The organism is Williamsia sp. z71 (assembly GCF_059553375.1).
Genome location: NZ_JCANWX010000005.1, coordinates 213215 through 232675, shown reverse-complemented (window position 1 = coordinate 232675; position 19461 = coordinate 213215). Strand labels below are relative to the sequence as shown.

19 protein-coding genes are annotated in these 19461 nt (G+C 64.7%); 15 read left to right on the top strand and 4 right to left on the bottom strand.

Annotated features, from left to right (window positions below; all coding sequences use genetic code 11):
• Positions 1–6: 6 nt before the first annotated feature.
• Complete coding sequence (locus tag AC51GR_RS14135; protein WP_496325269.1) at positions 7–1878, top strand: putative nucleotidyltransferase substrate binding domain-containing protein; 1872 nt, start codon at positions 7–9, stop codon at positions 1876–1878.
• Here AC51GR_RS14135 and ald read toward each other — a convergent pair.
• A complete protein-coding gene (gene ald / locus AC51GR_RS14130) occupies positions 1861–2973 on the bottom strand; it encodes an alanine dehydrogenase (RefSeq protein WP_496325268.1) in 1113 nt (370 codons plus the stop codon). The genes AC51GR_RS14135 and ald overlap by 18 nt on opposite strands.
• A gap of 134 nt (positions 2974–3107) precedes the next feature.
• On the opposite strand from ald, the gene AC51GR_RS14125 reads away from it, so the two are divergent.
• Genes AC51GR_RS14125 through AC51GR_RS14110 form a run of 4 tightly spaced genes read left to right on the top strand, consistent with a single transcriptional unit; the run spans position 3108 to position 5367 of the window.
• A complete protein-coding gene (locus AC51GR_RS14125) occupies positions 3108–3596 on the top strand; it encodes an Lrp/AsnC family transcriptional regulator (RefSeq protein ID WP_496325267.1) in 489 nt (162 codons plus the stop codon).
• Positions 3597–3654: 58 nt separating this feature from the next.
• Positions 3655–4407, top strand: coding sequence for a 4-hydroxy-tetrahydrodipicolinate reductase (gene dapB, locus AC51GR_RS14120; RefSeq protein WP_496325266.1), 753 nt, complete (start codon positions 3655–3657; stop codon positions 4405–4407).
• 14 nt (positions 4408–4421) lie between these two features.
• A complete protein-coding gene (locus AC51GR_RS14115; protein ID WP_496325265.1) occupies positions 4422–4895 on the top strand; it encodes a hypothetical protein in 474 nt (157 codons plus the stop codon).
• A gap of 19 nt (positions 4896–4914) precedes the next feature.
• Complete coding sequence (locus AC51GR_RS14110; RefSeq protein ID WP_496325264.1) at positions 4915–5367, top strand: flavodoxin family protein; 453 nt, start codon at positions 4915–4917, stop codon at positions 5365–5367.
• A gap of 236 nt (positions 5368–5603) precedes the next feature.
• On the opposite strand, the gene AC51GR_RS14105 is transcribed toward AC51GR_RS14110, so the two are convergent.
• Complete coding sequence (locus tag AC51GR_RS14105) at positions 5604–5837, bottom strand: hypothetical protein (RefSeq protein WP_496325263.1); 234 nt, start codon at positions 5835–5837, stop codon at positions 5604–5606.
• Positions 5838–6077: 240 nt separating this feature from the next.
• Here AC51GR_RS14105 and AC51GR_RS14100 point away from each other — a divergent pair, with 240 nt between their 5' ends.
• The 10 genes from AC51GR_RS14100 to AC51GR_RS14055 all read left to right on the top strand — a co-directional run bounded on the left by AC51GR_RS14100 (position 6078) and on the right by AC51GR_RS14055 (position 18506).
• Positions 6078–7364, top strand: a complete 1287-nt coding sequence (locus AC51GR_RS14100; protein WP_496325262.1) for an HNH endonuclease signature motif containing protein — start codon at positions 6078–6080, stop codon at positions 7362–7364.
• 97 nt (positions 7365–7461) lie between these two features.
• Positions 7462–8304, top strand: a complete 843-nt coding sequence (locus tag AC51GR_RS14095) for a thymidylate synthase (protein ID WP_496325261.1) — start codon at positions 7462–7464, stop codon at positions 8302–8304.
• 4 nt (positions 8305–8308) lie between these two features.
• A complete protein-coding gene (locus AC51GR_RS14090) occupies positions 8309–8809 on the top strand; it encodes a dihydrofolate reductase (RefSeq protein WP_496325260.1) in 501 nt (166 codons plus the stop codon).
• A 74-nt stretch (positions 8810–8883) separates the two neighbouring features.
• Positions 8884–10044: a winged helix-turn-helix domain-containing protein gene (locus AC51GR_RS14085; protein ID WP_496325259.1), complete on the top strand. Its 1161-nt coding sequence runs from the start codon at positions 8884–8886 to the stop codon at positions 10042–10044.
• A gap of 122 nt (positions 10045–10166) precedes the next feature.
• Positions 10167–10919, top strand: coding sequence for an FAD-dependent thymidylate synthase (gene thyX, locus AC51GR_RS14080; protein ID WP_496325258.1), 753 nt, complete (start codon positions 10167–10169; stop codon positions 10917–10919).
• 68 nt (positions 10920–10987) lie between these two features.
• The gene (gene dapA / locus AC51GR_RS14075; RefSeq protein WP_496325257.1) at positions 10988–11893 is read left to right on the top strand and encodes a 4-hydroxy-tetrahydrodipicolinate synthase; all 906 of its coding nucleotides are present in this window, start codon (positions 10988–10990) and stop codon (positions 11891–11893) included.
• Positions 11890–13827 (top strand): ribonuclease J, encoded by a 1938-nt coding sequence (locus AC51GR_RS14070; protein WP_496325256.1) that lies wholly within the window; start codon positions 11890–11892, stop codon positions 13825–13827. Before dapA ends, AC51GR_RS14070 begins: the two co-directional genes overlap by 4 nt.
• A 44-nt stretch (positions 13828–13871) precedes the next feature.
• Positions 13872–14492 (top strand): TIGR03085 family metal-binding protein, encoded by a 621-nt coding sequence (locus AC51GR_RS14065; protein ID WP_496325255.1) that lies wholly within the window; start codon positions 13872–13874, stop codon positions 14490–14492.
• Between the two features lie 84 nt (positions 14493–14576).
• Entirely contained in the window at positions 14577–17393 is a 2817-nt protein-coding gene (locus tag AC51GR_RS14060) for an FtsK/SpoIIIE family DNA translocase (RefSeq protein ID WP_496325254.1), read from the top strand.
• A gap of 99 nt (positions 17394–17492) precedes the next feature.
• A complete protein-coding gene (locus AC51GR_RS14055; protein ID WP_496325253.1) occupies positions 17493–18506 on the top strand; it encodes a TerC family protein in 1014 nt (337 codons plus the stop codon).
• On the opposite strand, the gene AC51GR_RS14050 is transcribed toward AC51GR_RS14055, so the two are convergent.
• Both AC51GR_RS14050 and AC51GR_RS14045 read right to left on the bottom strand, forming a co-directional pair.
• Entirely contained in the window at positions 18503–18787 is a 285-nt protein-coding gene (locus tag AC51GR_RS14050) for a YciI family protein (RefSeq protein WP_496325252.1), read from the bottom strand. The two genes, AC51GR_RS14055 and AC51GR_RS14050, sit on opposite strands and share 4 nt — an antisense overlap.
• A gap of 43 nt (positions 18788–18830) precedes the next feature.
• Positions 18831–19379, bottom strand: a complete 549-nt coding sequence (locus AC51GR_RS14045; protein WP_496325251.1) for an amino-acid N-acetyltransferase — start codon at positions 19377–19379, stop codon at positions 18831–18833.
• Positions 19380–19461 lie beyond the last annotated feature (82 nt).

The window sequence follows — 19461 nt, the reverse complement described above, 5'->3', positions numbered from 1 at the left end:
TGTCCCATGACGTCGTCGATCGCCGAGTTCCTCTCCGGGCACCCGCCCTTCGACGCGCTCGGCGATCAAGAATTATCGAAGATCGCAGCCGCCACGCGGGTGGAGGACCACGAATCCGGTGCCGCGATCATGAACGGATTCGTCGAGCCGATCGATGAGCTCGCGGTGGTGGTGTCCGGGCAGGTCGAGTTGTGGAACTCGCCCGAGCGCAACCCGCAGGGCCCCGACGAGATCCTCGGTCCCGGCGGGGTTTTCGGCTTCTCGGCGATGCTGACCGGATCGACCATCGGTCCACTGGCCCTGGCCGCCGGTCCGGTCCGGGTCTACCGGATTCCCGGACATACGGTGCGCCCGGTGTTCTCGTCGCTGGCCGGTGCGGAGTTCCTGGCCCGCAAGCTGACGGTCGCCCAACGCGCGGATTCGCCGGCGGTCAGCAATTTCGGCACGGTGGACGAACTATTGCGGACCGCGCCCGTGGTGGGTACTGCGGACATGACCGTGCAGCAGGCCGCTCAGCAGATCTCCGAACACCACAGCGGCTACATCGTCATCCCGTGCCCGGACGGGCGGTTCGGGGTGCTGACCGACCGGGACATCCGCGCCCGGGTGGTGGCCACCGGCTCGGACCTGCAACAGCCGGTGCACCAGGTGATGTCCTACCCGGCGGTCACGGCCCTGACGACCACCCCGGCATCCGATGTCCTCGTCGAGATCCTGGACCGGGGCGTCACCTGTGTTCCGGTGACCGATCCCCACGGCGTGCTGCGCGGTGTGGTGGTGCCCGGTGACTTCGTCAACGCCCCGGCCGGTGCGGGTGTGTCGTTGCGTGAGCAGATCGCCCGGGCGAACTCTTTCGAGACATTGGCCGAACGGGGTCGGCGGATGCGTTATGTGGCAGCCGATCTCCTGCGCCGCGGGCGGCCTTCTCATGAGGTGACCGCGGTTCTGTCGGTGCTGACCGATGCGGTGGTCCGGCGGGCATTGGAGATGGTGCTGGCCACCCGACCCGATCTCGATCCCGCATCGTTGACGTGGCTTTCACTGGGCAGCAACGCCCGTCGGGAATCGGTGTTGAGTTCTGATGTGGATTCGGCGGTCTCGTTCGACGACTCGGTGACCGATCCGCAGGAGATCGCGGCCTATCGTGCGGCTTTCGCCGAGGTGGGTTCCGTGCTGCGGCAGTGCGGTTTCGGTGTCGACGAGAACGGGGCCACCGCCGACATGCCGCTGTTCTCCAGAACCCACAGTCAGTGGCGGGCCGTTGCCGGCCAGTGGCTCGAGTCGCCGCTCGACAACAAGGGCATGATCCTGGCGTCGCTGTTGCTCGATGGCCGTCCGATCTGGGGTGATCCGGGGGCCACCGCGGTCTCCGAGGTGTTCCGCGAGTTGCGCCGGCACCCGGGGACGATGCGGCTGCTGCTCGCCGAATCACTGTCGTACAAGGCGAAATTGCGGTCCATGCGTGATGTGTTGTCGCGGCGGGGTGGGACGTTCGACATCAAAGGTCATGCGCTCATCCCGGTGATCAACATCGCCCGGTGGGCAGCGCTGAGCGTGCAGAGCCCCGAGCTCGGCACCCGCGGCCGACTCGCGGCCGCAGCCGGCAGTGCCATGCTCAGTGAGGACAACGCGAACACGCTCATCGAGGTGTTCGAGGTGTTGCAGAAGATCCGGCTGACCTACCAGGTCGCACAACTCGATCGTGGCGAGGCGGCTTCGGATGTGCTGACCATGCAACGCCTTTCGCCGCTGGACCGCAGCCTCGTCGGACAAGCGGTCCGCGAGGTGTCGGCAGTCCAGCGGCGGATGGACAATATGTCCCACTACATGTCGGTCCGGGAATGGGCCGGCCCGGACGGGTCAGATCCGCAGGGGTGAGACGCCCAGCGGGATGTCCAGAGCTTCGGAGACGTGCGGGCACAGGAGTTCGCCCTCGTGCGTGGACAAGCCCTTGGCCAGCGCCGGATCGGCGCGCAAGGCCTCGATCCACCCGAGATCGGCAAGGCGCAGGACGTAGGGCAGGGTCGCTCCGGTCAGCGCCATCGTCGACGTGCGGGCCACCGACCCGGGCATGTTGGCCACGCAGTAGAACACCGAACCGTGGACCATGAACGTCGGATCGTCGTGGGTGGTCGGTCGGGAGTCCTCGAAGCAGCCACCCTGGTCGATGGCGATGTCGACCAATACCGAGCCGGGTTTCATCTGTGCCACCAGTGAATTGGGGACCAGGACCGGTGCCTTCGCGCCGGGGACCAACACGGCCCCGATGACGAGGTCGGCCTGCTTGATCGCCTCGTCGAGGTCGAACTTGGTGCTGTAGCAGGTGTGAACCCGACCGCCCCAGCGTGCGTCGATCGCCCGTAGCTTGTTGATGTCGAGGTCGAAGACTGTCACCTCGGCGCCCATCCCGACCGCGATCGCGGCCGCGTTGACGCCGCTGACGCCGCCGCCGATGACAACCACCTCCGCCGGTGCAGTCCCGGGGACCCCGCCCATCAGCACGCCGCGACCGCCCGCCGAACGCATCAGGTGGTACGCGCCGACCTGTGGGGCGAGCCGCCCGGCGACCTCACTCATCGGGGCGAGCAACGGCAGCGATCCGTCGGATTCCTGCACGGTCTCGTACGCGATCGACGTGGTCCCGGACTTCAGGAGTGCCTCGGTGCACGCGCGACTGGCCGCGAGGTGCAGGTAGGTGAACAGGATCTGTCCCTGACGCATCAGCTCATACTCGGAGGCGATCGGCTCTTTGACCTTGAGCAGCAGGTCGGCCTGTTCCCACACTTCGCGGGCGGTGCCGAGGATCTGCGCACCCGCTTCCTTGTAGTCGGTGTCGGCGATGGCGGATCCGGTGCCCGCTTCGTGTTCGATGATCACGTCGTGGCCGCGCCGGGTGAGTTCGGCCACCCCGGCCGGGGTGATGGCGACTCGGAACTCGTTGTTCTTGATCTCACGTGGGACGCCGACACGCATGGACAACTCCTCCGGTAGTGGTGGGCTCGGCCTGATACCCAGGGTGAAGAAACAGCGAGTACTACGCAAGATCCATGATGAAGATTCTCAACTTGATATCTTTGGATGAACAATCTTCGGATATGGAGGCCGCGATGGAGCCTGAGTCGAACAATATTCGGGCCCGGGCACCTGGCCTCGACGACATCGATCGGCGACTGTTGGCACTGCTGCAGGTCGATGCGCGGATGTCGAACAGTGCGCTGGCCGCGGAGGTGGGTATCGCGGCGTCGACGTGTCATGGGCGAATCCGGCGACTCATCGACATGGGGGTGGTCCGGGGGTTCTTTGCCGACATCGACCCGGCGGCGGTGGGTCGTCCACTGCGCGCCATGGTCGCGGTGAGTCTGCAATCGGATGCGCGTGGTCAGATCAGGCGATTTGTCGCCGAGATCGGCCGCAAAGACGAGGTGATCGACGTCTTCTTCCTGTCCGGAGCCGACGACTATCTACTGCACGTGGCCACCGCCGACACCGAGGCGCTACGGAAGTTCATCGAGATGCTCAACGCCCGGTCCGAGGTCGCCGGCACCAACACGTCGCTGGTGTTCGAGCATCTGCGCGGCTCGGCGCCGATCTTCTGATCGGGCGTCAGGTCTCCCTGGTGGGAGCGGCGGAGCCCGGCTGGCTAGACTCGGCCGGGTGACTGACCAGATCAAAGTAGGTGTACTCGGCTCCGGCGGCAAAGTCGGCCAGGCAATTGTGTCGGGCGTCGAAGCCGCGGGTGACCTCGACTTCAGCGCCGGCGTCGACAAGGGTGACCCGTTGTCGCGGTTTGTCGAGACCTCGACCGATGTGGTGGTTGACTTCACCCACCCCGACGTGGTGATGGACAACCTGAAGTTCCTGATAGAGAATGGGATTCACGCGGTCGTCGGGACAACCGGCTTTGACGAGGCCCGACTGGACACAGTTCGTGGATGGCTTGCCGACAAGCCCGGTGTCGGGGTCCTGATCGCTCCGAACTTTGCCATCGGCGCAGTGCTGAGCATGCGGTTCGCCCAGCAGGCAGCGCGCTTCTTCGATTCGGTCGAGGTCATCGAACTTCATCATCCGCACAAGGCCGATGCGCCGTCGGGCACTGCGTACCGGACTGCGGGTTTGATCGCCCAGGCGCGGGCCGAGGCGGGCGTGCCGATCAGCCCTGATGCCACCAGTGCCGAACTCGAGGGCGCCCGCGGTGCCGATGTCGACGGGGTGCGGGTGCATTCGGTCCGGCTCGCCGGACTGGTCGCCCATCAGGAGGTGCTCTTCGGGACGCAGGGTGAGACCTTGACGATCCGGCACGACTCCATCGACCGCACCTCGTTTGTCCCCGGGGTGTTGCTCGGTGTCCGTGAGATCAGCAGTCGTCCGGGTCTGACCGTCGGTCTCGACGACTTGATGGACCTGTGAGCGGGCCTGAGGTAGTGAGCGAAAAGCAGAAAGACGCACGGCCGATCGTCGTCGGGATCGCCGTTCTCGTCCTGGTCCTCTTTTTCTACTTCTTCTTGTTGGGTTCTCGTGCCATCGATCTGATGGCCACCGGTGAAGTGGTCGGGATCGGTCTGGGTATCGGTGTGATCATCCTGCCCTTGCTCGGTGTCTGGATGGTCGTCGGTGCGCTGCGGTCCGGGATCGCTCATCAGCGTCTGGCCCGCCGGATGCGCGAGGAGGGCGGGGAACTCGACGTGTCGACGTTGCCGAGGCGTCCTTCGGGCCGCATCGAACGTGAGGCCGCCGATGAGCTTTTCGAGCAGGTCAAGGCGGAATGGGAAGCCGACCCGAGCAATTGGCGCTCCACGTATCGCATCGCGCGGGCCTACGACTACGCCGGCGACCGCAGCCGCGCTCGCGAGATGATGAAACGTGCTGTGGCGCAGGAGAAAGAGTCCGAGTCGTAGTAGTACAGGGGGATTGTTGATGTCGCGTTTGTTGATCATCCACCACACGCCGTCGCCACATTGCCAGGCGATGTTTGAAGCGGTCGTCAGCGGCGCATCCGATCCCGAGATCAAGGGCGTCGAGGTGGTGCGGCGGCCCGCGCTGACGGTGTCACCGGCCGAGATGCTCGAAGCCGACGGCTATCTACTCGGGACGCCGGCCAACCTCGGCTACATCAGCGGCGCGCTCAAGCATGCGTTCGACGGCGCGTACTACCAGATTCTCGACTCGACGCGGGGCCGCCCGTTCGGGCTGTATCTGCACGGCAACGAGGGCACCGAGGGGGCCGAACGCGCCGTCGATTCGATCACTACGGGTCTCGGCTGGGCGAAGGCGGCCGACTACGTCATAGTGTCGGGCAAGCCCGGGAAGGCGGACCTGGAGCGGTGCTGGGAGTTGGGCGCGACAGTCGCCGCGCAGCTTATGAGCTAGTTGCTTTCGGGTTCCTCGCCTTCGGCCGTGTGCTCGGAAATATCGATGGAGTCGTCCGGAATGTTGACGACTGACCGACTACTTCCGGTCTTCTCTGAGTTGGGCCGTCCATCTGCGTGTTCGGCGATTGACTCTGTGCCGCCGTTCTGGTCTCCCGTATCGTCCGTACCAAGAACGGAAAGGTCGTCGGCAGCTATCGCTGTTGCTCTGGCGGCCTGCAAGCCGCCATGCCGCCACTACGCTTCGGCGTACGGCCCGGCGTAGGCGATGCGGGCGCTGTTGACGCCAGGGAATCGCTCAGCGCCCAAGGTGCATTGCCCGAGGTTCGTCGGGTGATTCGGCTTCCGTTCCACCGCGCCGACCTCGTCGCCGAGAACGGTCGCGACGATTGCATGACCACTTTCATGTGCGCAGATTGCGAAGCGCTGCTTCTCTTTTGGGGTGACGTCGCGGAGCCGGAGCTTGCCCATTGCGGATTGTCCTACCTGTTCGAGGTGGTGGGCGGTGAGAAGGAAGAGGAAACCACCGCCCCGACACGGACCAGTTGGTCTAGCTGATGGGGTGACAATTATCTCGCGGGGTATCGGTGTCCGACCCGTTCGATAGACTGCCCGATCTTCTCGGCTAGTTTGGCGAAATATGTTGGGATGCAACAGTATTAATTCGTTCGAAAGCTTGTGCGAATCGGGTTTGGGCCGTAAACTTGTCCCATGGACTTCGGGGGAATGTTCGCCAGGTTGTCGGATCTGGCCGGGGATGCGGCTGTGGTCGCCGGGGATGATGCTGAGATTTCAGCTCGCACGGTGGCGGTTATTCGACTCAATCATGTGGTGGAACAGATACTTTTCCGACTGGTCGGTGAAGTCGATCGGCGTGGGTTGGCTCAGAGGTCGGGTGAGCGGTCCACCGCCGGACTGCTCCAGAAGGAGGGGGTGGCGCCGGTGGCGGCCCATCGCTACGTACGGGTGAGCAAGGCGCTCGGTGACATTCCATCAGTGGCGGCCTACGGTGTGGACGGAGCGTTGTCGGGTGAGCATGTGGACTCGATCGTCAAAGGGCTCAACCACATTGAGCGTCGGAACCCGGATCTGGCCGGCGAGGACCGCGCTGACTGTGTGCGCGGTTTACTGACCGAGGCCTTGATGGCGAGTCCGGCGGCGGTGTCGGCGCGGGCACGCCACATGGCGATCGTGCTGTCGCCGCCGGACAAAGAGATCCCCGACGCCGAGAACCACGACCTCAACGAGTTCACCCTCGGGACCGGTGACGACGGACGCAGCCACGGCAGCCTGGACCTGGACAACTTGCTGGGCGAGAAACTGCGGGTCGCGCTTGATCCATTATCGAGGCCGGTACCCGAACCCGATGGGTCACCGGATCGCCGGTCGAATGCCCAGATTCGTGCGGATGCTCTGGAACGCCTGCTGGATTCGTATCTCGATCAGGAAGATCGTCCGACGCGCGGCGGCGCCAAACCGCATGTGGTGGTCACGGTGACCCCGGAACACCTGCAGGAGCTGCAACTACGCGGCATCCCGGGTGCCAAGGCGCCCGCGTTGGCACCCGCATTTGAATGGACCGGACCCGCATCAGCATCAACCGCGCAGATGGTGGCCTGCGATTCAGTGATCACCAAGATCTTGCTCGACAACAATTCGGTACCCCTCGATGTCGGCCGCGATCAACGAACCGTGACGCCGGCCATCCGCAAAGCGTTGATCGCCCGCGACCGAGGCTGCGCCTTCCCCGGGTGCGATTGCCCGCCCGGCCGAACCGACGCCCACCACATCGACTTCTGGAGCCATGGCGGTGGCACCAGCATGATCAACATGGTCCTGCTGTGTCGGCGACACCACCGCTACATCCATCACCGCGGCTGGGAGGTCTTCATCAACCGCGATGGCCATCCGTGGTTCATCGCTCCGGACGACGCCACCAGGACCGCGATCAGATCCAACGCCCGCCGAACCCTGACCACCGAACTCACCGCCGCATAACCGCGGTGCAGGAATTCCCTGCGCAGCGTGCTCATTGAAAACTCCACAGTGTGAGGCCGAGGGTGCTTCGGCGCGGTTGAGGCCGTCATGTCCAGGGATGTCGGCGTCGCCCTTTAGACTTGGCCCCGTGAGCGACGCGGTGAACATCCCGACCCCTTATGAAGACCTGCTGCGGTTGGTCCTCGAAACGGGGACTCCCAAGGCCGACCGCACGGGCACCGGCACCCGGAGCCTGTTCGGTCACCAGTTGCGCTACGACCTGGCCGAAGGGTTTCCGCTGATCACGACCAAGCGTGTGCACCTGAAGTCGATCGTCTATGAGCTGCTGTGGTTCCTGCGCGGTGATTCGAACGTGCGATGGCTGCAGGAACACGGGGTCACCATCTGGGACGAGTGGGCAGATGCCAACGGTGAGCTCGGACCCATCTACGGCGTGCAATGGCGTAGCTGGCCGACACCCTCGGGTGAACACATCGACCAGATCAGCGCCGCACTCGAGCTGTTGCGGACCAACCCGGATTCGCGCCGCAACATCGTCTCGGCGTGGAACGTCGGAGAAATCCCGCAGATGGCACTCCCGCCGTGCCACGCGTTTTTCCAGTTCTATGTGGCGGACGGCAAACTGTCGTGCCAGCTGTACCAGCGCAGCGCCGATCTGTTCCTCGGCGTGCCCTTCAACATCGCGTCCTACGCCTTGCTCACCCACATGATGGCGGCTCAGGCCGGCCTCGAGGTCGGGGAGTTCGTCTGGACCGGCGGTGACTGTCACATCTACGACAACCACGTCGAACAGGTCACCAAACAACTCTCGCGTGACCCGTACCCGTACCCGACGTTGGCTTTGGCGCAGCGCGATTCGATCTTCGACTACCGATACGAGGACATCGAGGTGCTCGACTACAAGTACCACCCGGGAATCAAAGCGCCCGTGGCGGTTTGATCCGGTGACCATCGCACTCATCTGGGCGCAGTCTGTCGACGGCGTGATCGGCCGCGACGGGGACATGCCGTGGCAGCTGTCCGAAGATCAGAAGTACTTTCGGCGGGTCACCGGTAAACATCCGGTGGTGATGGGTCGCCGCACCTGGGACTCGTTGCCGCCGAGGTTTCGTCCGTTGCCGGGGCGCGAAAATCTGGTGGTCACCCGGCAACGGGACTGGCTCGGCGAGGGTGCCCGGAGCTTTCCGGATGTCGAGTCGGCGATCGCTGCCGGGCGCGAACTCGATCCCACTGTCTTCGTGATGGGCGGCGGTGAAATCTACCGGGCCGCGACGGATCTGGCCGATACCGCCTATGTCACCGAAATCGACATCGAGGTGCCCGACGGTGACACCGCGGCACCGGAGTTGGATCCGCGGCGTTGGGAACTCTCCGCCGATGAGCCGTGGCTGGAATCCGCGAACGGTCTGCGGTACCGCTTCCTGACGTACACGGTCAGGGCGTAGTGGCGGGCCACGATCAGCTGTCGGGTGCGCAAGCACGCCGAATTGCTTTGGCGGCACAGGGCTTTACAGACCGGATGCCGACCGGCGCCGTCAACCGCAAACACCTGCAACGAGTGCTCGAACGTACCCGACTGCTGCAGATGGACTCGGTCAGCATCGCGGTCCGGGCCCACTACATGCCGATCTTCAGTCGCCTCGGAAACTATGATCGCGCGGTACTCGAACAGGCAGCCTGGGAACCGGGTCCGCGTCGGCCGACCCTGCTCGCCGAATACTGGGCACACGAGGCGGCGTTGGTGCCGATCGAACACTGGCCGCTGTTCCGCTGGCGGATGGACGACTTCCGTCACGGCCGCTATCGCGAGGCGGTGGGAGACCGAAAGGCGGCGGCGATGCGCGCGGTCATCCGGGAGACGATCGCCGCGATCGGACCCAGTACCAGCGGGTTGATCGAGGATCACCTCGGCCACGAGAAACGTCCGAAAAAAGGTACCTGGTGGGACCGTAGCCAGGTCAAATACTTGTGCGAGGTGATGTTCGCGGCCGGGGAACTCTCGGCAACGCGACGCAACGGCTTCAATCGCTATTACGACCTGACCGAGAACGTGGTGGGGGAGTATTCGAACGTCGAGATCGCCCGCGACGACGCGATCCGTGAATTGGTGCGGGGTTCGATCACCGCGTTGGGTGTGGGAACCGAGGTCGACATCCGCGACTATTACCGGCTCAAGCCCCAACCTGCGCGGGACGCGATCGCCGACCTGCTGTCGGCGGGACAGATCCGGCAGGTCGAAGTAGAAGGTTGGTCGAAGCCGGGTTATCTGGACCCGGCGGCGCGGATCCCACGGACGGTCAGTCGGAGCGCAGTGCTCAGCCCCTTCGATCCGCTCATCTTCTTCCGGCCACGCACCGAGCGGCTTTTCGATTTCCACTACCGCATCGAGATCTATGTCCCCGAGGCCAAACGCGTCCACGGCTACTACGTACTCCCGTACCTGATGGGAGACCGTTTGGTGGCCCGTGTCGACCTCAAGACCGACCGGCCCGGTAACCGCCTGCTGGTCCTCGGAGCCTTCCATGAGCCCGGGGCCGACCCCAGGGCGGTGGCGGAGTCGCTGGCAGCCGATCTCCACGCGATGGCGGTCTGGCTCGGTGTCGGTCGGGTGGAGGTCGGTGATCGGGGAGATCTTGCCCCGGAGCTGGCCCGGGCGGTCGGGTCTGCCGCATTTGCCTGAGACATGATCGTCGAACGGACCCGGTGTCGTGGCTGTCCGGGCCGCCAGAGGTCGATCGCATGTCCGTCTGCGCGGTGGTGGACAATCGGTGAGGCTCGAACCCACAGGAAAGAGGAAACGCAGTGTCGGAATTGGTGCCGTTGAAGGTGCAACTGGTGGCGAAGACGTCGTTCGACGCTCCTGCCGATGTGCCGTGGAGCACTGACGTCGACGGCGGGGAAGCGCTGGTCGAGTTCGCGGGCCGGGCCTGCTACCAGAGCTGGGACAAACCGAACCCCCGCACAGCAACCAACGCCGGGTACCTGCGTCACATCCTGGAAGTCGGACATCTGTCGCTGCTCGAACACGCGACCGTGACGTTCTACATCACCGGGATCTCGCGTTCGTGCACCCATGAACTGATCCGGCACCGTCACTTCTCCTATTCGCAGCTCTCGCAACGCTTTGTGCCCGAGCACGATTCGAACGTGGTGCCACCACCGGCCATCCGCGGCGACGCGGAACTCGAGGCACTGTTCATCGAGGCCACCGACGCGAGCCGGAAGGCGTATTCGGAGCTGCTGACCGCGTTGGAGGAGAAATTTTCTGACGTACCCAACAACATCCTGCGACGTAAGCAGGCCCGCCAGGCGGCCCGGTCAGTCCTGCCGAATGCCACCGAGACCAAGATCGTGGTGACCGGCAACTACCGTGCATGGCGTCATTTCATCGGAATGCGGGCGACCGAACACGCCGATGTCGAGATCCGGCAACTGGCGATCGAATGCCTGCGTCAGCTCACCGATGTCGCGCCAACGGTTTTCGGGGACTTCGAGATCGGGACGCTGTCGGACGGCACCGAAGTGGCAACCTCACCATTTGTTCTCGAAGGCTGAAACGCCGCCACGGCCCTTAGTCGCCACGGATTAAGCGACTGGCCTGTGCTCCGGTAACCTTAACGACCATGATCACCGGTGCGACGCAACCACAGAGCTTCCCCTTCGGGACTGTCAGTGTTGCGATGGTTACCCCGTTCACCGCTGACGGATCGCTGGACCTCGCTCGAGCCGCCGAACTTGCCGACCGGCTTGTGTCGGGCGGCTGCGATGGTCTGGTTGTCTCCGGCACCACAGGCGAGTCGCCCACCACCACGCCCGCAGAGAAGCTCGAGCTGCTCCGGGTCGTCCTGGACACGGTCGGTGACCGCGCCCGGATCGTGCAGGGTGCCGGCAGCTACGACACCCGCGAGAGTGTCTGGTTCGCCAAAGAGTCGGCCGCGGCCGGTGCACACGGCCTGTTGGTGGTGACCCCCTACTACTCACGTCCGCCGCAGGCCGGTTTGCTGGCCCACTTCACCGCCATCGCCGATGCCACCGACGTGCCGGTGCTGCTCTACGACATCCCGCCGAGATCGGTCATCCCGATCGAGCACCGCACCCTGTTGGAGCTCTCCCGCCACCCGAACATCCAGGGTGTCAAAGATGCCAAGGGTGATCTGAACTCGGCCGCGTCGCTGATGGCCGACACCGGCCTCCAGTACCTTTCCGGTGAAGACGCGCTGAACCTGCCGTGGCTCTCCATCGGTGCAGCCGGCTTTGTCAGCGTCATCGGACATCTGGTTCCCGATCGCCTCCGCGACATGCTCGACGCCGTCAACAAGGGTGATCTCATCCGCGCCCGCGAACTCAATGTGTCGATGATCCCGCTCGTCAACGCGATGGGCCGTCTCGGAGGCGTCACGATGGTCAAGGCAGCGCTGCGCATCCTGGGTATGGATGTCGGCGACCCCCGGTTACCGCAGGTGCCGGCGAACGGTCCACAAATCGAAGCGTTGATCGCGGATCTGCGTGCAGCGAAGGTACTTTCATGACATCTCCAGAATCGCCCGGGCGTAAGCGCGGCAGAGTGATCCGTCGCAAGGCCGGACCACCGGCAGAGCCGAAACCACAGACGATCCCCGCTGCGGCGGAACCGAAGGCGGACAACATCTCCGAATCCAACGCGCCCAAGTCATCAAAGTCGGTCGCACAGAAGAGGTCTCCACGGAATCGCCGTGGCGGTCAGGGCCAGTCTGCAGCGAAACGAACCGATGCCCGGGTTGTCGAGAACAGCAACAGGCTCGGCGTCCCGCCGAAACTCCCGGCCAACGGTATGCGCATCGTTGCGCTCGGTGGAATCGGTGAGATCGGCCGCAACATGACCGTTTTCGAATACGACGGCAAGCTGCTGATCGTCGACTGCGGTGTGCTGTTCCCCGAAGATGCCCAGCCCGGTGTCGACCTGATCCTGCCGGACTTCCGGTACATCGAGGATCGGATGGACGACGTCGAGGCGATCATCCTGACGCACGGGCACGAAGACCACATCGGTGCCGTCCCGTTCCTGCTCCGCCTGCGTTCCGACATCCCGGTGATCGGCGCCAAGTTCACGCTGGCCCTGCTCGCGGCCAAGTGCAAAGAACACCGCCTTCGTCCCAAGCTTATCGAGGTGTTCGAGGGCGAGTTCACCAAGCATGGTCCGTTCGAGGTCGAATACTTCGCGGTCAACCACTCGATCCCGGACGCACTGGCTGTCGCGATCCGCACCGGTGCCGGCGTGGTCCTGCACACCGGCGACATCAAGCTCGACCAGTTGCCACTCGACGGTCGTCTGACCGACCTCGCCGGTTTCAGCCGGCTCGGCGACGAGGGCGTCGACCTCTTCCTGGTCGACTCGACCAACGCCGAGGTCCCCGGATTCGTCACCCCCGAACGTGAGATCGGTGGCGTTCTCGATCAGGTGATCGGCAAGGCGAAACACCGCGTGATCGTGGCGTCCTTCGCCAGCCACGTCCATCGCATCCAGCAGGTCGTCGACGTGGCCCACGCCCACGGGCGCCGGGTGACATTCGTCGGACGCTCGATGGTCCGCAACATGCAGATCGCCCAGGAACTCGGCTACCTGCGGGTGCCCGACGGCGTCGTGGTCGACATGGACACCGCTGCCGCACTGCCCGACAACAAGCTCGTGCTGGTCTCGACCGGGTCGCAGGGCGAGCCGCTCTCGGCGCTCTCCCGGATGGCCAAGGGCGAACATCGGCAGATCAACATCCATGCCGACGACCTGGTCGTCCTGGCGTCCTCGCTCATCCCGGGTAACGAGAACTCGGTGTTTGCCGTGGTCAACGGCCTCGCGCGGCGCGGTGCGACCGTGGTCACGCAGCAGAGCGCCAAGGTGCACGTCTCCGGACACGCATCGGCAGGCGAGCTGCTGTACCTGTACAACGCAGTCCGGCCATCGAATGTGATGCCGGTGCACGGTGAATGGCGCCACCTGCGTGCCAACGCCGCACTGGCCGAGGCCACCGGCGTTCCGTCCGAGTCCGTGGTCCTCGCCGAAGACGGCGTGATCGTCGACCTCGTCGACGGCCGCGCATCCATCACCGGCCGGGTTCCGGTGGGCTTCGTCTACGTCGACGGACTGTCGGTCGGAGATGTCGGCGAGTCGACGCTGTCCGAACGGCTCGTGCTCGGCGAAGGTGGTTTCATCGCGATCGCTGTGGTGATCGACGCCGACACCGGTCGCGCCGTCAGCCCACCCGAGGTCTCCGGTCGGGGATTCTCCGACGATCCGGCGGCGCTCAAAGAAGCGGCGAACCTCGTCGACCACTCTCTCGAGCAGCTGGCCAACGAAGGTGTCACGGACGCACATCGGATCGCGCAGACCATCCGCCGGGTGGTCGGCCGCTGGGTCGCCGACAAGTACCGCCGCCGGCCGATGATCGTGCCCACGGTTCTGACGGTGAGCGACTCCGGCAACAGCTAGTGTTGTGCGCCACAAGGGTGGTCGGTGCCGCATAGGGTGGTGCCATGACGATTGCCCGAGATGAACGTGCAGCGCTTGTGACCACTCTGCGTGCGGTCGGACCCGACGCGCCCACCCTGTGTGAGGGATGGACGGCCCGGGATCTGACCGCCCACATGATCGTGCGGGAGTACCGCCCGGATGCCTCACCGGGCATCCTGATCCCGGCGCTGGCCGGACATACGAAGTCGGTGCAGGACAAGGTGGCGAAGGACGACTGGGGTTCGATGATCGCCAAGTTCGCCGCCGGTCCGCCGCTGTATTCGCCGCTGAAGCCGCTTGACCGCTTCGTGAACGTCACCGAGATGTTCGTGCACCACGAAGACGTCCGCCGCGCGGCGCCGGGGTGGGAGCCCCGGACCCTCGGGGCCGCCGAGAACAAGGCGATCCTCACCCCGCTCAAGGCAATGGCGAAAAGAGCGATTGCCAAGTCGCCGGCCACTGTTGAATTGGTCACCCCCGACGGTGAGCAGATCGCCACCGGAGGCCATGGACCGACGGTTCGGATCACCGGTGAACCACTGGAACTGTTGCTGTTCGCGTTCGGACGAGCCCAGACCCGTTTGGATTTCGAGGGCGACGCCGACGCGGTCGCCGCGGTGAAGGCAGCGAAACGCGGTTTTTAGGAACCATCACGAATACGACACGCGATCGAGATGCGCGTGTTGTAGATGAGGTTTGTGTGACTGTTGCCGACTAAGGTGGCACCCATGGCAACCAAGTCCACCGCTCGCTCTGGCGCGCCCGCTCGCGGTTCCGCGGCCGGGAAGAAACCTGCCGCCAAGAAGGCTGCCCCGCGTAAGGCTCCGGCGAAGAAGGCCTCGGCGTCCGCCAAGAGGCCTGCTGCGAAGAAGGCGACGACAGCCAAGAAGTCGACCGCGGGGGCCCGGGGGTCGAGCAGGTCGGCAGCGACCTCGGCGCGGGCCAAGGCGTCCGCGCCGCCGCGCCGGTCGGCCCTCAAAGCGGTGGGCGCCGGTGTCGGTGCGGGATGGGGCCTGGTCGCGAAGGGTGTCGGGGCGGTCGCCCGGTCCGGCTCGCGCGGCGGGGACCCGCACTACGACGAACGCGAGTACGGCGACGATGGCCCGGCCGGATCGTCGAACGATCCCTTCGACGATGCGTCGGGTGGGGGAGCAGACCAGAACGTTCACACACAGGGCCGCGACGGACTCGCGCTGGTGTTGCTCGCACTCTCGATCGTGGTGGTCGCGGCGATCTGGTTCGACGCCGGTGGTCCGGTCGGGGCGTTTGTCGATTCCGCGGCCCGCGCCGTCATCGGGACCGTGGCCATGCTGCTGCCATTGGTCTTCATCGGGGCCGCCTTCGTACTCATGCGGCACGCACCGAACCCGCGCAGTCGCGGTCGATACATCAGTTCTGCGCTGCTGATCGGGCTCCCACTGCCCGGTCTCTGGCACATCTTCGCCGGTCGTCCGGCCGAACTGTCTGAGCGTCAGGACGCCGGTGGATTCATCGGCTTTGCTGTAGGCGGACCGCTGACCGACGGGTTGACGGCCTGGATCTCGGTACCGATTCTGCTGTTGTGCATGGCGTTTGGACTGCTGCTGCTGTCCGGGCTGACAGTGCGCGAACTGTTTGCGGTCGTCAGTTCGTACCTCGGTCTCGGCGTCGCCGGTGAATGGGATGAGGACGGCGACTACGAAGACGACGAGTTCGGCGCCGACGACTCCTACGGCGCCCCGGCCTACGGTGACCCGTACAACAACTACCCACCCGACCTTCCCTCCCTGGCGACCCGCCCCGAGCCGCCGAGCCGGCCCCGTCGGCGTACCCCGCCGCCGGCACCGGTACCGGTGACCGCGGGGGAGGCATTGACCGAAGAGATCATCGACGATGACGGTGCCCCGGCGGCGGTGACCGAAGCCCTGCAGACTCCTCCGGCCGGCGCGAAGCCGGTCCGCAAGCGACCGGTCGCCAAGCCCACCCCGCCGCCGGTTCCGGCCGACGACGACGAAGACGACGACATGCCGCAGAACGGGATGTTGGTCGACCGTGCCGTGGAGGGTGATTACAAGCTGCCGCCGGCCAGCCTGCTGATCGAGGGCGACCCGCCCAAGCTGGGCAGCGCCGCGAACGACGAGATGATCGACCGGATCTCGGCCGTCCTGGAGCAGTTCAAGATCGACGCCGCCGTCACCGGGTTCACTCGCGGTCCGACGGTCACCCGGTACGAGGTCGAACTCGGACCGGGTGTGAAGGTCGAGAAGATCACCGCCCTGCAGCGCAACATCTCCTACGCCGCGGCGACCGACAACGTCCGGCTGCTGGCCCCGATCCCCGGCAAATCCGCCGTGGGTATCGAGGTGCCCAACAGCGACCGGGAAATGGTCCGCCTGGCCGACGTGCTCACCGCATCGTCGACCCGTAAGGACAAGCATCCGCTGGTGGTCGGCCTGGGCAAGGACATCGAGGGCAACTTCGTGGCCGCGAACCTGGCGAAGATGCCGCACCTTCTGGTCGCCGGTTCCACCGGTTCCGGTAAGTCGAGCTTCGTGAACTCGATGCTCGTCTCGCTGCTGACCCGCGCGACGCCGGAGGAGGTCAGGATGATCCTGATCGACCCGAAGATGGTGGAGCTCACGCCGTACGAGGGCATCCCGCACCTGATCACCCCCATCATCACGCAGCCGAAGAAGGCTGCGGCGGCACTGGCCTGGCTGGTGGAGGAGATGGAACAGCGTTACCAGGACATGAAGGCGTCCCGGGTGCGACACATCGACGACTTCAACAGCAAGGTCCGCTCCGGGGAGATCACGACCCCGCTCGGTTCCGAACGCGTCTACAAGCCGTATCCGTACATCCTGGCGATTGTCGACGAGCTCGCCGACCTGATGATGACTGCTCCGCGTGAGGTCGAGGAATCGATCGTCCGGATCACCCAGAAGGCCCGTGCCGCCGGTATCCACCTGGTCCTGGCAACGCAGCGCCCTTCGGTCGACGTGGTGACCGGTCTGATCAAGACCAACGTTCCCTCGCGGCTGGCGTTCGCGACGTCGTCGCTGACCGACTCACGAGTCATCCTCGACCAGCCCGGTGCCGAGAAGCTGATCGGTATGGGTGACGGACTGTTCTTGCCGATGGGCGCCAACAAGCCCATCCGTATGCAGGGTGCGTTCATCACGGACGAAGAGATCCAGGCCGTGGTGGATTTCGCGAAGGAGCAGAGTGAGCCCGATTACACCGAGGGTGTGACCGCGCAGAAGGCTCCGGACAAGAAGGACATCGACGCCGATATCGGCAACGACCTGGACGACCTGCTGCAAGCGGTGGAACTGGTGGTGTCGAGTCAGTTCGGCTCCACCTCGATGCTGCAACGCAAGCTCAGGGTCGGTTTTGCCAAGGCCGGGCGCCTGATGGACCTGATGGAAAGTCGCGGAGTCGTCGGTCCCTCAGAGGGGTCGAAGGCGCGCGATGTGCTCGTCAAACCCGAGGACCTCGCCGGTGTCATCTACTCGATCACCGGTGGCGGCGACAGTGACACAGAGGACGATTCGGACGATTTCTGAGGGGTGCGGAGCTCTGCGCCGGTGGTCGACGAACCGGGTTGTCGAAACTATTAGGTAAAGTGATTTTTACCTTTCTTCGACAGCTTGGAGGCTGCACTCGTGCACGTTTCGCCCACCGTCTGGATCGTCACCTGTTTGGTGATCCTGGGCTTGTTCGTATTCGACTTCTTCGCCCATGTGCGGGTCCCACACGCACCCTCGCTCAAAGAGTCCGGCTTCTGGTCGGCCTTCTACATCACCATCGCGCTGATCTTCGGCGGATTCGTCTGGTGGAAGTGGGGGTCGAGTTCGGGTACCGAGTACTACGCGGGCTTTGTCACCGAAAAAGCGCTCTCGGTGGACAACCTGTTCGTGTTCATCATCATCATGGCCAAGTTCGCGGTACCGCGGGAGTACCAGCAGAAAGTGCTGTTGCTCGGTATCGTCATCGCCCTCGTCCTACGTGGCGGCTTCATCGCTGTCGGTGCGGCGGCGATCAGCGCCTACTCGTGGGTCTTCTACCTGTTCGGCGCGTTCTTGATCCTGACCGCCATCAAGCTTCTCCGTGAGTCCGACGACCCGGACAAGACCGAGGAGGAGGTCGAGGGCGGTGTCGAGAAGTTCGTCAAGAGGTTCTTGCGTACCTCGGACGCCTACGACCGCGACAAGCTGTTCACCATCGAGAACGGCAAGCGCATGGCCACTCCGATGCTGATGGTGCTGATCGTGATCGGCTTCACCGACGTGCTCTTCGCGCTGGATTCGATCCCGGCGATCTACGGTCTTACCGAAGAGGCGTACATCGTGTTCACCGCCAACGCCTTCGCGTTGATGGGGCTGCGTCAGCTCTTCTTCTTGCTCGGCGGTCTCCTCGACAAGCTTGTGTACCTGTCGTTCGGACTCTCGTTCATCCTCGGCTTCATCGGTGTGAAGCTGGTGCTGCACGCGCTGCACGAGAACACCCTGCCGTTCATCAACGGTGGTGAACACGTCTCGGTGCCGGTGATATCGACCCCGCTGTCGCTGTCGGTGATCCTCGGGACCCTGGTGATCACCACGGTGGCCAGCCTCCTCAAGACGCGGTCCGACGACCGGAAAGCGGAGTCCCTGACCTCCGGGGGCACGCCCGACTAGTCGCTGATCGGTCCGATCACCGGGTTCCACGCCCGAATCGACGTGGCGTCGATTGCCGAGACCGGAACGTACGGATCATCTTTGATCAGGGCCTTCACGGCGGCCTCGTCCTCTGCCCGGAAGATCAGCAGAGCGCCGAGGCCGTCCGGGAAGGGCCCGGACGCCTTCAGGATCCCGTCGTCGCACAGGCCCGACAACCAGGCGCGGTGCGCCGGCCGGGTCTCGTCGCGGATGGCCGCGGTGCTGGGGGAGAAGGTGTACTCGACGAGAAACGTTGCCACGGTGCTTCTTTCGGTCGGAGAGTTTGGGTCGGACGAGCAGGTGTCAGAGGGTGGCCAACATCCGGGTATTGCCGAGGGTGTTGGGTTTGACGAAACTCAGGTCGAGGAACTCGGCGACGCCGGCGTCGTACGACCGGCACATCTCCTCGTACACCTCGGCGGTCACCGGCGTGCCGGCGATCTCCACGAATCCGTGTTTGCCGAAGAAGCGGGTCTCGAAGGTGAGCACGAACACCCGGCTCAGCTGGAGTTGCCGCGCCATGTCGAGCAGCCGGCTCACCAATTGGTGGCCGATGCCGTGCCCGGCCATCGACTGGTCGACGGCGACGGTACGGATCTCACCGAGGTCGGCCCACAGGACGTGGAGAGCTCCGCACCCGACCACCCGGCCGTCGATCTCGGCGACCCAGAACTCCTGGACCGCCTCGTACAGCGTCACCAAATTCTTTTCGAGGAGGATCTTGCCCGCGTACTGGTCGATCAGTTCTTTGATGCGCGGCACGTCCGAGGTTCGTGCCCGGCGCACGGTCGCCTCGACCTTCGAATCGGTTGCAGCAGCAGGCTCGTTGGCCGAGCTGTTGTCAGATGCCATGCGTGAAACAGTAATACCTGTGTACCCCGGGCCTTCGCCACAGGCGGGGCAACCTATCCTTGAGCACGTGGGTATTGGGCAT

Coding starts and splice junctions, on each gene's coding strand:
- AC51GR_RS14135 (WP_496325269.1), top strand. CDS start 7: ATGACGTCGTCGATCGCCGAGTTCCTCTCCGGGCACCCGCCCTTCGAC.
- ald (WP_496325268.1), bottom strand. CDS start 2,973: ATGCGTGTCGGCGTCCCACGTGAGATCAAGAACAACGAGTTCCGAGTC.
- AC51GR_RS14125 (WP_496325267.1), top strand. CDS start 3,108: ATGGAGCCTGAGTCGAACAATATTCGGGCCCGGGCACCTGGCCTCGAC.
- AC51GR_RS14110 (WP_496325264.1), top strand. CDS start 4,915: ATGTCGCGTTTGTTGATCATCCACCACACGCCGTCGCCACATTGCCAG.
- AC51GR_RS14105 (WP_496325263.1), bottom strand. CDS start 5,837: ATGGGCAAGCTCCGGCTCCGCGACGTCACCCCAAAAGAGAAGCAGCGC.
- AC51GR_RS14100 (WP_496325262.1), top strand. CDS start 6,078: ATGGACTTCGGGGGAATGTTCGCCAGGTTGTCGGATCTGGCCGGGGAT.
- AC51GR_RS14095 (WP_496325261.1), top strand. CDS start 7,462: ATGTCGGCGTCGCCCTTTAGACTTGGCCCCGTGAGCGACGCGGTGAAC.
- AC51GR_RS14085 (WP_496325259.1), top strand. CDS start 8,884: ATGCCGACCGGCGCCGTCAACCGCAAACACCTGCAACGAGTGCTCGAA.
- dapA (WP_496325257.1), top strand. CDS start 10,988: ATGATCACCGGTGCGACGCAACCACAGAGCTTCCCCTTCGGGACTGTC.
- AC51GR_RS14070 (WP_496325256.1), top strand. CDS start 11,890: ATGACATCTCCAGAATCGCCCGGGCGTAAGCGCGGCAGAGTGATCCGT.
- AC51GR_RS14065 (WP_496325255.1), top strand. CDS start 13,872: ATGACGATTGCCCGAGATGAACGTGCAGCGCTTGTGACCACTCTGCGT.
- AC51GR_RS14060 (WP_496325254.1), top strand. CDS start 14,577: ATGGCAACCAAGTCCACCGCTCGCTCTGGCGCGCCCGCTCGCGGTTCC.
- AC51GR_RS14045 (WP_496325251.1), bottom strand. CDS start 19,379: ATGGCATCTGACAACAGCTCGGCCAACGAGCCTGCTGCTGCAACCGAT.